The organism is Stenotrophomonas sp. FW305-C-20-S1, assembly GCF_058783335.1.
This window is the reverse complement of sequence record NZ_JBYTEK010000059.1, coordinates 4,030-17,176: the sequence shown is the minus strand read 5'-3', so window position 1 is coordinate 17,176 and position 13,147 is coordinate 4,030. Positions and strand designations below refer to the sequence as shown.

9 protein-coding genes are annotated in these 13,147 nt (G+C 67.4%); all 9 read left to right on the top strand.

Translation table 11 applies throughout. The features are described 5' to 3' along the window. Nucleotides 1-224: 224 nt before the first annotated feature. The 9 genes from AC3WTC_RS19720 to AC3WTC_RS19680 all read left to right on the top strand — a co-directional run bounded on the left by AC3WTC_RS19720 (nt 225) and on the right by AC3WTC_RS19680 (nt 13,089). Nucleotides 225-677: a DUF2946 family protein gene (locus tag AC3WTC_RS19720; protein WP_425513378.1), complete on the top strand. Its 453-nt coding sequence runs from the start codon at nt 225-227 to the stop codon at nt 675-677. Nucleotides 678-749: 72 nt separating this feature from the next. Beyond that, the gene (locus tag AC3WTC_RS19715; RefSeq protein WP_080150583.1) at nt 750-2,813 is read left to right on the top strand and encodes a TonB-dependent copper receptor; all 2,064 of its coding nucleotides are present in this window, start codon (nt 750-752) and stop codon (nt 2,811-2,813) included. A gap of 316 nt (nt 2,814-3,129) precedes the next feature. Beyond that, complete coding sequence (locus AC3WTC_RS19710) at nt 3,130-4,236, top strand: efflux RND transporter periplasmic adaptor subunit (protein ID WP_080150581.1); 1,107 nt, start codon at nt 3,130-3,132, stop codon at nt 4,234-4,236. Then, nucleotides 4,233-7,358 carry an efflux RND transporter permease subunit gene (locus tag AC3WTC_RS19705; protein WP_025874265.1) on the top strand — a complete coding sequence of 1,042 codons (3,126 nt, stop codon included), beginning with the start codon at nt 4,233-4,235 and terminating at the stop codon, nt 7,356-7,358. The genes AC3WTC_RS19710 and AC3WTC_RS19705 overlap by 4 nt, the downstream gene beginning before the upstream one ends. Beyond that, complete coding sequence (locus tag AC3WTC_RS19700; RefSeq protein WP_025874266.1) at nt 7,351-7,890, top strand: GNAT family N-acetyltransferase; 540 nt, start codon at nt 7,351-7,353, stop codon at nt 7,888-7,890. Before AC3WTC_RS19705 ends, AC3WTC_RS19700 begins: the two co-directional genes overlap by 8 nt. A gap of 188 nt (nt 7,891-8,078) precedes the next feature. Then, nucleotides 8,079-9,596, top strand: a complete 1,518-nt coding sequence (locus AC3WTC_RS19695; RefSeq protein ID WP_025874267.1) for an alanine/glycine:cation symporter family protein — start codon at nt 8,079-8,081, stop codon at nt 9,594-9,596. Next, on the top strand, nt 9,589-10,422 hold the full coding sequence (locus AC3WTC_RS19690; protein ID WP_025874268.1) for a TrmH family RNA methyltransferase: 834 nt from the start codon (nt 9,589-9,591) through the stop codon (nt 10,420-10,422). The genes AC3WTC_RS19695 and AC3WTC_RS19690 overlap by 8 nt, the downstream gene beginning before the upstream one ends. Nucleotides 10,423-10,631: 209 nt before the next feature. Further along, nucleotides 10,632-11,624 (top strand): hypothetical protein, encoded by a 993-nt coding sequence (locus AC3WTC_RS19685; protein WP_025874269.1) that lies wholly within the window; start codon nt 10,632-10,634, stop codon nt 11,622-11,624. A 13-nt stretch (nt 11,625-11,637) separates the two neighbouring features. Then, entirely contained in the window at nt 11,638-13,089 is a 1,452-nt protein-coding gene (locus AC3WTC_RS19680) for an alanine/glycine:cation symporter family protein (protein WP_025874270.1), read from the top strand. The last annotated feature ends 58 nt before the right edge of the window (nt 13,090-13,147 follow it).

Genomic DNA, 13,147 nt, shown 5'->3' with positions numbered 1-13,147 from the left:
CGTGAGCCGCATGGATGCGGCGACCGAGCTTACATGGACGTACTTGCAGCGGCCCCCGCAACCGGACCCACCCCGCCTACCCACAGGAAGCCAGCTTTTGATGTTGCTTCGGCTCTTGCCGTGGACGTGGCCTTTGCGGGTGCAGGGCGCAGCCCTGCCGATAAACCCCCTCCTGCGACGGTTCGTCGCACGGTGCCTTCTGGAGGCACCTCTACACTAGCGCGGTGATCCGTACCGGCTGCCTGCGTCGAACCCTGCTCCAGCTCGCCTTCATCGCGACGCTGTTGATGGTGCTTGCGCCGCTGGTCAGCCGTGCGCTGCAGGCGCCGCAGGGTCAGATCCCTTCACCACAGGGAAGGGCTCTGACCCCATCCACAATGCATGGCGGCATGGACCATGCCCACATGCATCACGGCGACATGGCTGAGGGTCAGAGCCCTTTGCCGGGGCAAAGGGATCCGACCCCGCCCGCCGATCCGCACGCCATGCACGGGGAGGCCTGCGAGTACTGCGTGCTGGCCATGCGCCTGCTGCCGTGGCTGGCCGTGCTGGTGCTTCTGCTGCCCTTGCTGTGGCGGCCGAAGCCGATGTTCCCATGGTCGCAGCCGCGACTGCCGCTGCTGCATTGGCCGGCACATGCCGCGCGTGGCCCGCCGCTGATCTCCACCGTCCGCTGATTTCCCTATCGGATCCGCCGCATGAGGCCTGCAAGGGCGTCGTGCGCGCGTGCGTACCTTGGAGCTGTTTCCATGAAAATGACTTTCCCCGCTGCGGGTGCCCGTGCGCGCCTGCCGTTTGCGCTTGGCGCTGCCCTGGCCGCCCCCTTCGCCCATGCCACGCCCGCTGAAGAAGCGCGGACGCTGGATACGCTGGTGGTCACCGCCGCCGCGCCGTCCTCGCCGCTGCATTGGGTGACCGATCCGCGCCTGCCGCGGCAGCCTGTGCCAGCCAGCGATGGCGCCGATTACCTGAAGGCCGTTCCCGGCTTCTCCGCCATCCGCAACGGCGGCACCAACGGCGACCCGGTGCTGCGTGGCATGTTCGGTTCGCGCCTGAACATCCTCAGCAACGATGGCAATCTGATTGGCGCGTGTCCCTCGCGCATGGACAACCCGCTGTCCTACATATCGCCGGAGAGCTTTGACCGGCTGACCATCATCAAGGGCCCGCAGAGCGTGCGCTGGGGCGCGGGTGCCTCTGCGGGCACCGTGCGTTTCGAGCGTGATACCCCGCGTTTCGATGCGCCCGGGCTGCGTGCCGATGCCAGTGCGCTGGTCGGCTCACGCAACCGCAACGACCAGGTGCTGGACCTGACCCTGGGCAATCCAACGGGCTACGTGCGTGCCAGCGGCAATCGCTCCGAAGCCGATGACTACAAGGACGGCAACGGCGATGTGGTTCCGTCGAAATGGCGCAAGTGGAATGGCGACGTAGCGGTGGGTTGGACGCCTGACGCCGATACCCTGTTGGAGGTCTCCGCCGGTGCCGGCGATGCGATCGCGCGCTACGCGGGGCGCGGCATGGATGGTGCCGCGTTCGAACGCACCAGTTACGCCGCACGCTTCGAGAAGCGCAATCTGCCCGGGGCGTGGGACACGCTGCAGGCGAACGTGTACTACAACGAAGCCGACCACGTGATGGACAACTACACGCTGCGTACGCCGAACCCACACAGCATGATGCCGATGCCGATGGCGTCGAACGTGGTTCGCCGCACGCAGGGCGGGCGCATCAGCGCCGAATGGCGCTGGCAGGACGTGCAGCTGGTGGCCGGCATCGACGGCGAAGACAGCCGGCATCGCGGCCGCATGGGCATGGGGCGCGATACCTACAAGCAGGCGGACTGGAACACCGACGCCGATTTCCGCCGCTACGGTGCATTCACCGAACTGACCCTTGGCGTGGACACCGGGCAGCGTTGGATCGGCGGGCTGCGCATCGATCGTGCCAGCGTGCGCGATGCGCGTGCCGACATCGGCGGCATGATGATGGCCATGCCCAATCCCACCGCCGGCCAGCGCCGCAGGGAATGGCTGGGCAGTGGTTTCCTGCGCTACGAACAGGACCTTGCCGACGGCCTGACCTGGTATGCCGGGCTGGGCCACAGCCAGCGCATGCCCGACTACTGGGAACTGTTCTCGCCCGATCAGGGGCCGGCAGGTGCGGTGAACGCGTTCGCTGGCATCCAGCCCGAGCGCACCACCCAGCTTGACGTCGGCCTGCAATACAAGGGCCCGCGCGTGCAGGCCTGGGTCTCGGCCTATGCGGGGCAGATCCAGGACTACATCCTGTTCACCTATCGCGGCAGCGGCATGATGGGCATGAGCCAGGCTGACAATGTGCAGGCGCGCATCGCCGGTGCCGAGGCCGGCCTGCAGCTGCGGCTGGACGAGCAATGGAAGCTGGGGGGCACCCTGGCCTATGCCTGGGGCGAGAACCGCGATCAGCATCGACCGTTGCCGCAGATGCCGCCGCTGGAAGCACGCTTGAGCGCTGACTGGGAAGGCCAGCGCTGGAGTGCCGGTGCGCTGGTGCGCGCGGTCACCCATCAGCATCGGGTCGCGGACGGGCAGGGCAACGTGGTCGCGCAGGACCTCGGGCCGAGCAGCGGCTTTGCCACGCTGGCGCTCAACGCGGCCTATCGTTTCAGTTCGCAGCTGCAGCTCAGCGCCGGTGTCGACAACCTGTTCGACCGTGCCTACAGCGAGCATCTGAACCTGGCCGGCAGCGCCGACTTCGGCTTCCCCGCTGACCCGGTGCGCATCAACGAGCCCGGCCGCAGCCTGTGGATGAAGGTGAACTACCGGTATTGATCCGCCGGGCATGGCCCGGCGCTACCGGTGCGCCAGGCACAGAAGGCCTGCGTCCAAAGAAAACGGGGTCGGATCCCCGTCAGGTTCCGACCCCGCCCGGCGCCCTCGGCCAGGCCCCTCGACTGTACGACGGCATCGCCCCTGGCGGGATGGCCTGATACATCCCGACATACGCCGACACTGCGTCGGTGCCCCTGCATGGAATGGGAACACGGCGCTATCGCAGCCCCCGTTCCACGCCGGTAAACGCTTGGCACATACCGCTTTTGCGGGGCCTTGCCTACACTCGGCGGCCGTGTACCACTCAGGACGCTTCATGTTGGCTCGTATCGCTTCGACCCTGGCCCTTGGCCTCAGCCTGGCCGTGCTGGCCGGGTGCGCAGGCAAACAGGAGGCCGCCGCGCGTCGGCAGGGCGAAGCCGTGCCGGTCACCGCGCAGGTCGTGCAGGCGGTGCAGTGGAACGACACGCTGCAGGCGCTGGGCACGGCCAAGGCGCGCGAGTCGATCAGCGTGACCGCCAAGGTGAGCGAGATTGTCGAGCGCGTGCACTTTGAAAGTGGCCAGCAGGTCGCCGCCGGTGCGCCCCTCGTGACACTGCGCGGGCAGGCCCAGGAGGCCGCATTGGTGCAGGCGCAGGCGACCTTCCGCGAAGCCGACCAGCTGTACAAGCGCCAGCGTGAACTGGCGGCGCAGCGGTTGGTATCCAGTGCGACCCTGGACACGCAGAAGTCGATCCGCGACGCCGCCGAAGCGCGGGTGGCACAGATGCAGTCGGACATCGGCGACCGTCGCGTGCGCGCGCCGTTCGCCGGCGTCCTTGGCATCCGCCAGATCAGCCCGGGCACGCTGCTGACGCCGACCACGGTGATCGCCACCCTCGACGACGTCGAGCGCATGCACGTCGATTTCCAGGTGCCGGAAGTGGAACTGGCGTCGCTGACCACCGGCGACAAGGTGCAGGCCACCAGCGTGGCCTGGCCGGGCCGCACCTTCGAGGGCGAGGTCAGCACCATCGATGCACGCATCGACCCTGCCACCCGTGCGGTGACCGTGCGTGCCGACTTCGCCAATGGCGACCATGCGCTGCGGCCGGGCATGCTGCTCGACGTGCGCCTGTTCCATCCTGATCGACCGGCCCTGGTGGTACCGGAAATCGCGGTGGTGCAGGTCGGTCGCGACAGCTTCATGTACCGCATCAAGGCCGATGACACCGTCGAACGCGTGGACGTGGTCACCGGTGCACGCCGCGCCGGCGTGGTCGAGATCAAGCAGGGCCTGCAGGCAGGCCAGCGCATCGTGGTGGACGGCACCGGCAAGCTGCGGGCGGGCCTGAAGGTGGCAGCCTCCGACGCCGCGCCCGCCAGCGGCGCGCAGCCGGAGACGGTTGAAGCACCTGCAGCCGCCGAGGGTCACGGCGGATGAAGCTGTCCGACATCTCCATCCAGCGGCCGGTGTTTGCCGTGGTGATGAGCCTGTTGCTGCTGGTGCTGGGCGTGATGTCCTTCACCCGGTTGACGCTGCGCGAACTGCCGGCCATCGACCCACCGATCGTTTCGGTCTCGGTGGATTACACCGGCGCCTCGGCAGCGGTCATCGAGAGCCGCATCACCCAGGTGCTGGAAGACGCGCTGGCCGGCATCGAAGGCATCGATACGATCAACGCGCGCAGCACCAACGGCCGCTCGCAGGTCAGCATCGAATTCACCTCCAACCGTGATATCGAAGCGGCGGCCAACGACGTGCGCGACGCGGTCAGCCGCGTGGCCGACCGCATGCCCGAGGAGGCACGGCCACCGGAGATCGCCAAGGTCGAGAGCGATGCCGACCCGATCATCTGGTTCAACATGGTCTCCTCGACCATGGATACGCTGGAACTGAGCGACTACGCCGACCGCTACGTGGTCGACCGCTTCTCCAGCCTCGATGGCGTGGCCCAGGTCCGCATCGGTGGCCGCCAGCGCTATGCCATGCGCATCTGGCTGGACCGCGACCAGCTGGCCGCACGTGGGCTGACCACCGGCGATGTGGAAACCGCGTTGCGCAACGAGAACGTGGAACTGCCGGCCGGCCGCATCGAATCCACCGACCGCGATTTCACCCTGCGCGTGGAGCGCAACTACATCAAGCCGGAAGACTTCGCGACCATCCCGCTGGGCAAGGGCAGTGATGGCTATGTGGTGCGCATGGGCGATGTGGCGAAGATCGAGCTGGCCTCGGCCGAGCGTCGCGCCTACTACCGCAGCAACGGCGAACCCGGCATCGGCCTGGGCATCGTCAAGACCTCCACTGCCAATTCGCTGGATGTGGCGCGCACCGCGCGCGCCGAGGCCGAACGTGTCGCGCTGACCCTGCCCAAGGGCACGCAGATCTTCGTTGCCTTCGACAACACCACCTTCATCGAGGCTGCCGTCGACCGCGTGTACGCCACCCTGGTGGAGGCGATGATCCTGGTGCTGGCGGTGATCTGGCTGTTCCTCGGCAGCTTCCGCGCGGCGTTGATTCCTGCGGTCACCGTGCCGGTATGCCTGGTGGCGGCGTTCATCGCGCTGTACGCATTCGACTTCTCGATCAACCTGCTGACCCTGCTCGCGCTTGTGCTGTGCATCGGCCTGGTGGTGGATGACGCGATCGTGGTGGTGGAAAACGTGCAGCGTCGCATCGACCTGGGCGAACCGCCGCTGGTGGCGTCCAAGCGGGGTACCGCGCAGGTGGCGTTCGCGGTGATCGCCACCACCGCCGTGCTGGTGGCGGTATTCCTGCCGGTCGGCTTCCTGGAAGGCAATACCGGGCGCCTGTTCCGTGAACTGGCGGTAGCCCTGGCCGCCGCTGTCGCGCTGTCGGCGTTCGTCGCGCTGACGCTGACGCCGATGATGGCCTCCAAGCTGCTCAAGCCGCATACCGGGCAGGCACCGCGCGGGCTGCACGGCTTCATCAACCGCAATCTGGAACGCCTGGCCGGCGCCTACGGCCGCGTGCTCGATCATCATGTCGATCGCACGTGGATCTACCTGCTGGTGATGGCCGCTGCGTTGGCGGCCAGCTGGCTGCTGATCAAAGTGCTGCCTTCGGAACTGGCCCCGGCCGAAGACCGTGGTTCGTTCCAGATCATGATCGACGGCCCGGAAGGCGCCGGCTACGACTACACCGTGCAGCAGGTGCAGCAGGTCGAAGCGCTGCTGGCACCGCACGTGGGCGCGGACAAGCCGATCGTGCGCGCCAACCCGCGCGTGCCCGGCGGCTTCGGCGCCAGCGAGGAAATGCACACTGGCCGCGTCAGCGTGTTCCTGCAGCCGTGGCGTCAGCGCAGCGAAGGCACGCCGGAAGTCGCCAACGAACTGCAGAAGGAACTGGACACCATCCGTGGCGTGCGCGTACGTACCCAGGTCGGTGGCGGCCTGGTGCGCAGTGGCGGGCAGCCGTTCCAGATCGTGCTGGGTGGCCCGGAATACGCCGAGATCGCGCAGTGGCGCGACCGCATCCTGCTGCGCATGGCCGACAACCCCGGCCTGGTCGGCCCGGACTCGGACTACAAGGAAACCCGTCCGCAGATGCGGGTGAACATCGACCGCCAGCGTGCGGCCGACCTCGGCGTGCCGGTCACCGCGATCGGTTCGGCGCTGGAAACGATGATGGGCTCGCGCCGCGTCACTACCTTCGTCGACAACGGCGAGGAGTACGACGTGCTGGTGCAGGCCGGCCGTGATGGCCGCGCCAGCCCCGCCGATCTGGCCGCTATCCGCGTGCGTGCGACCTCTGGCGAGCTGGTGCCATTGTCCAACCTGGTCACGCTGAGCGAAGTGGCCGAGGCCGGAACCCTGAACCGCTTCAACCGCCTGCGCTCGATCACCATCAGTGCCGGCCTGGCACCGGGTTATCCCCTGGGCGAGGCCATCGCCTGGGCCCAGCAGGTGACCGGCGAAGAGCTGCCGCAGTACGCGCAGGTGAACTGGAAGGGCGAATCGCGTGAGTACCAGAGTGCGGGCGGCGCGGTGCTGCTGACCTTCGCCATGGCCCTGCTGGTGGTGTACCTGGTGCTGGCCGCGCAGTTCGAGAGCTTCATCCACCCGCTGACGATCATGCTGACCGTGCCGCTGGGCGTGCTCGGCGCGCTGGTTGGCCTGTGGCTGAGTGGCGGCACGGTGAACCTGTTCAGCCAGATCGGCATCGTCATGCTGGTCGGCCTGGCGGCCAAGAACGGCATCCTGATCGTCGAATTCGCCAACCAGCTGCGCGACGATGGCCGCAGCGTGCGCGAAGCGATCATCGAATCGGCGATGGTGCGCCTGCGTCCGATTCTGATGACTTCGATCGCCACCGTGGTCGGCGCCATCCCGCTGGTGGTGGCCGGTGGCCCGGGCTCGGCCAGCCGTGGCACCATCGGCATCGTGATCATCTTCGGCGTCACCCTGTCCACCTTCCTGTCGCTGTTCGTGGTGCCGGCGTTCTACGCGCGGCTGGCCCCGTACACCCGCTCGCCGGAGGCGGTGAAGCGCGAGCTGGAGAAGCAGGAGGCCGACTCGCCGTCGGTGGGTGGTCATGCCTGAGCCGGCGCGGATCCTGCACGGCGCAGGCTTCCTGCTGCGCCCCTGGCGCAGTGATGACCTGCAGTCGCTGCTGCATCACGCCAACGACGCGGACGTCTCGCGTGGGCTGCGTGACCGCTTCCCGTATCCGTACACCCGCGAGGATGGCGAAGCCTTCCTGGGCGGGCGCGTACTGGCCCCAGGCACGCTGAACCTGGCCATCGAGATAGAGGGCCAGGCCTGTGGCAGCGTTGGCGCCCAGCAGGGCGTGGCCGAGCGCGGGCATACCGCGGAACTGGGCTACTGGCTCGGCCAGGCCCACTGGGGGCAGGGCCTGATGACCGCTGTGGTCGGCCTGTTCGCGCCCTGGGTGATGGATGAGCTTGGCCTGTTCAGGCTGCAGGCCACGGTGGTCGACTTCAACCTGGGCTCGGCCCGGGTACTGGAAAAGAACGGTTTCCAGGAGGAGGGCGTGGAGCGCTGCGCCGTCTACAAGCGCGGCGTCCTGCATGACCTGCGCCGCTTCGCCCGGGTACGCAGGCAGCTTCCGTAACAGGCCGCCAGGCACGGCCCGGCGCTACCCGTGGTGCGGCCGGCATACCCGGTAGCGCCGGGCCATGCCCGGCGGAGAACACGCCCCCACATCCGGCGCTATCGCAGCGACCTTCGATCAGGGAGAATCGACCGGTCCCTTCCAGCCGACGGGACGTCCTCACAACCCGCCGACTGGAGAGAGCGCGCGTGGAAGCTACCGTACATTTCATCAACAGCATCATCTGGAGCAAGGCGCTGATCTTCATGTGCCTGGCCGCCGGCCTGTTCTTCAGCCTGCGCACCCGCTTCATGCAGATCCGTGGTTTCGTCGAGATGTGCCGCCTCACCGTGTCCGGTGAGAAGTCCGACGCGGGCGTGTCCTCGTTCCAGGCCCTGGCCATGTCGATGGCCGGCCGCATGGGCATCGGCAACATCGCCGGCGTGGCCACCGCCATCGCCTTCGGCGGCCCCGGCGCGATCTTCTGGATGTGGGTGATGGGCTTCCTCGGCGCCTCCACCTCGTATGTGGAATGCACCCTGGCGCAGATCTACAAGACCAAGGATGCCGAAGGCCGCTACCGCGGTGGCCCGGCCTACTACATCGAAAAAGCGATGGGCCTGAAGTGGTATGCCATGGCCTTCGCCATCGCCACGATCATCGCCGCCGGTTTCCTGATGCCCGGCGTGCAGGCCAACGCGATCGCCGACAGCGTCATCAACGCCTGCCGCGGTACCGCGCTGTGCGGTCCGCTCGATGGCCAGGCCTTCGGCATGGAATCGGCGCAGGCGCTGAAGCTGGGCATCGGCATCGTCGTCGCCCTGCTGCTGGGCGTGGTGATCTTCGGTGGCGTCAAGCGCATCGCCAACTTCGCCGAAGTGGTGGTGCCGTTCATGGCCGCCGGCTTCATCCTGATGGCCATCGTCATCATGATCATCAACTACGACCGCGTGCCGGAAATGTTCGGCATCATCTTCAAGAGCGCGTTCGGTACCCATGCCGCGTTCGGCGCGATGATGGGCCTGGCGGTGGAGTGGGGCATCAAGCGCGGCATCTACGCCAACGAGGCCGGCCAGGGCTCGGGTCCGCACGCTGCGGCGGCCTCGGAGGTCTCGCACCCGGCCAAGCAGGGCTACGTGCAGGCGTTCGCCATCTACTTCGACACCATGATGGTGTGCACCGCCACCGCCTTCCTGATCCTGGCCAGCGGCACCTACAACGTGTATTCGCCGGTCGCCGGCGCTGCGCCGATCTTCCAGGGCCTGGCCGGCATTCCCGAAGGTGCGGGCTACGCGCAGGCGGGTGTGGAAGCGGTGCTGCCGGGCTGGGGCTCGGCCTTCGTGTCGGTAGCGATCTTCTTCTTCGCCTTCACCACGATCATGGCCTATTACTACATGGCCGAAACCAACCTGACCTACGTCAACCACAACAAGCGCCGGCCGCTCACCGTGCTGCTGCTGCGCCTGGGCATCATCGGCATGGTGGTGTTCGGTGCCTTCCACAACGCCACCCTGGCCTGGGCGCTGGGTGATATCGGCGTGGGCCTGATGGCCTGGCTGAACATCATCGCCATCCTCATCGTGCAGAAGCCGGCCATGCTGGCCCTGCGCGATTACGAACGACAGAAGAAGCTCGGTCTCGACCCGATCTTCGACCCCGATGCCCTGGGCATCAAGAACGCCGATTTCTGGCGTCAACGCAAGCTGGAGTTGTCCCGTAGTGAATGATCCCTGGAAGAATGCCCGCCGCCCGTCGTCGCGACCGCCGCGGGCCACCCCGCTGCCACCGCGTGAGGGCGGCACCCCGCCACCGCCGGGGCGGGGCAACGACGAACTTCGCCTGTACGGATGGAACGCGGTGCAGGCGCTGTTCGCCAAGCGTCCGCAGGCGCTGCGCAAGCTGTACCTGGTGGAATCGCTGATTCCGCGCATGCAGCCGGTGCTGAAGTGGTGCGTGGCCAACCGCGTGGGCTATCGCGTGGTGGAGGAGGGCGACCTCAACAAGCTGGCTGCCACCACCCACCATGAAGGCCTGGTGGCCGACGTGCTGCGCGCGCCGGTGTTGCCGCTGGCGCAGTGGCTGGCCGAACTGGGCGAAGGCCCGGCGCTGGCACTGTGGCTGGATGGCGTCGGTAATCCGCACAACTTCGGTGCGATCCTGCGCTCTGCCGCGCACTTCGGCGCCAAGGCGCTGCTGCTGCCGGCCAGCAGTACGCTGGCGTTGTCCGGCGCGGCCGCACGCGTGGCCGAGGGCGGCGCAGAGTCGGTGCCGCTGGTGCAGTTGCCTGAGGATGCAGAAGCGATGGCGCAGCTGCGCGCGGCCGGTTTCGGCCTCGCCGCGACCCTGGTCGAGGGTGGCGATGACGTGTTCCGCGCGTCGTTGCCGGCCCGCCTGGTCTACGTGATGGGCGCGGAAAGCGAAGGCATGGATCGCGGCCTGGCCAGCCAGTGTGACCAGCAGCTGTCGATTCCCGGCAGTGGCGCGGTTGAAAGCCTGAATGTCGCTTCCGCCACGGCCGTGTTGCTGGCGCAGTGGGTCAGCCAGCGCGGCTGATGGGCGTGTCTGCGGGCACCGCAAACCGGTGCCCGCACAGCGCAGTTCCAGGCCGAACGGGACTTCCCGGCAGCCGGGCAACGTCTGGCGGTTTTCCTGGCAGTGCCATGCGCAAAGCAGGCATGACGAATTGAAAGTTTCCTTATTGGTGTGCCGTTCCCGGCGACGCAGGGTGGAAGTCCATCCAACGTCGTACAGGAGCGGTTCCCATGCATCATCCTCCTCGCAGTGCGGTGCGTGTCTGCCTGGTACTGGCACTCAGTGCGCTTGCCGCCGTTTCCGCGCAGGCCAACGAGCGCACGCTCGACGGCGTCAACTTCACCGGCCCGCTGATCACACCCAATCCTGCCGGCATGCCGGCGGGTCACTGGTACGTCGAACCCTATCTGGTGCGGGTCGATAGTTCCTCGTCCTTCGACCACAACGGCGACCGCCAGCGCAGCAGCGAACGCAGCGGCGCGTGGGCGATGGTGGTGCCCATCGCATACGGCTTCAGCGAACGGGTGACCGGCCAGGTCAACCTGAGTGCATCACGCGCCGAATCCGGCAACGCACGCAGCCGAGGCTTCCGCGCCGGTGATACCACCGCACGCCTGCAATACCTGTTGCAGGCCCCCAGCGCCGATGGCACCACGCCGGCGGTGTCGATTGCGCTGGTACAGCGCTTCAGCACCGGCAGCCACGACCGCATCACCGGCAATCCGCTGGATGCGCAGGGTGATGGCGTGCAGCGCACCGTCGCCGCGTTGGCCGTGCAGCAGGTGCTGTGGCTGGGCAACGATCGGCCGCTGCGCTGGCGGGCGCAGTTCAGCGCGGGGCCGGCGCCATCGCGAACGGCCATCTCCGGCACCAGTGTGTACGGCACCGAGGACGGCTTCCAGGGCCATATCGCGCGGGGCTCGGTACTGGGTCTTTCCGTGGGCGCCGAATACAGCTTCAACGAACGCTGGGTCGGCGTGATGGAAGTTGCCGCCAGCCGCGAGACCGGCCAGCGCCTGACCGGTTTCGCGCCCGACGCTGCAGGTGGCGTCCGGCCCATCAACGAACACCGCCCGGCCAGTCGCAACCTGACCTTCGCGCCCGCTGTCGAGTACCACTTCAGCCCGTCGCTGGGGCTGATCGCCGGCGTCGAATTCACCGTTGCCGGCCGCAATACCGGCCGCATCATCAGTCCCCAGGTCGCCCTGGGCATGTTCTTCTGATGGGGGCCCTGCGATGAATGTCGAATCGATCGTCAATGCCGTGCTTGCCGTTGTCTGGAGCCCGTACCTGGTGGTGCTGTGCCTGGCAACGGGCCTGTACTTCAGCGTACGTACCCGCTTCGTGCAGTTGCGCGCGCTGCCGGACATGCTGCGCCTGATGTTCCGTCACGAGCGCTCCGATGCCGGTGTCTCGCCGTTCCAGGCGTTGTCACTGTCGCTGTCCAGCCGGGTGGGCGTGGGCAACATCGCCGGTGTCGCCATGGCCATTGCCTTCGGCGGTCCGGGCGCGATCTTCTGGATGTGGATCGTCGCCTTCCTCGGTGCCTCCAGCGCGTTCATCGAGTCCACCCTGGCGCAGATCTACAAGGATCGCGACGCCAAGGGGCAGTATCGCGGTGGCCCGGCGTACTACATCGAGAAGGGGCTGGGCCAGCGCTGGTACGCCGTGCTGTTCGCGCTGGTCACGGTGCTGGCGGGGGCGATGCTGGCGGGCACGCAGTCCAACGCCATCACCAGTGCGGTGAACGAAGCGTGGGACGTTCCGGTGATGGTCACCACCGGTGTGCTGCTGGTGGTGTTGGCGGCGATCCTGCTCGGCGGCGTGCGTCGCATCGCGCGCGTCGCCGAATGGGTGGTGCCGGTGATGGCCGTGGCCTATCTGCTGGTCACTGCGGTGGTGATGGTACTCAACGTCGAGCGCGTGCCTGAGGTCATCGCCCTGGTGCTGCGCAGCGCCTTCGGTGTTGACGCCGCATTCGGTGCGATGATCGGGACCGCGATCCAATGGGGGGTACGTCGTGGCGTGTTGTCCAATGAAGCTGGCATGGGCAGTGGCGCGCATCCTGCCGCTGCAGCGGAAGTATCGCACCCGGTGAAGCAGGGGCTGGTGCAGTCGTTCTCGGTGTACATCGACACCATGGTCGTGTGCAGCGCGACGGCCTTCCTGATTCTCTCCACCGGGCTCTACAACGTCTACGACCCGGCGGTGAACGGTGTGCCGGACGAGGCGCGCCTGCTGCTGGGCAACCTTCCCGGCGTGGAAGCAGGGCCACGCTTCGTACAGCACGCGGTGGAGTCGGCCTTGCCCGGCTTCGGCAAGTCGTTCGTCGCGCTGGCGATCCTGCCATTCGCGTTCACCACCATCCTGGCCCTGTACTACATGGCCGAAACCAACGTCAGTTATCTCTGCCGCGATCGTCCCCGAGGGTGGGTGATGGGCACCTTCCAGCTGCTGTTCCTGGCCGCTACGGGCTACTCGGCGATGAACAGTGCGACAGTGGCGTGGGCGCTGGGCGACATCGGCGTAGGCATGATGAGTTGGCTGAACATCATCGCCATCCTGCTGCTGCAGAGGCCCGCGCTGGCCGCGTTGCGCGACTACGAAGATCACCGGCGTCACGGGCGTGACCCGTTGTTCAACCCGAAGCTGCTGGGGGTTCGCAATACCAGCGTGTGGGCGCAGTAAGCGCCCAGGCCGGTAGCGGGGGGGGGGGGGGGGGGGGGGGGGGGGGGGGGGGGGGAGG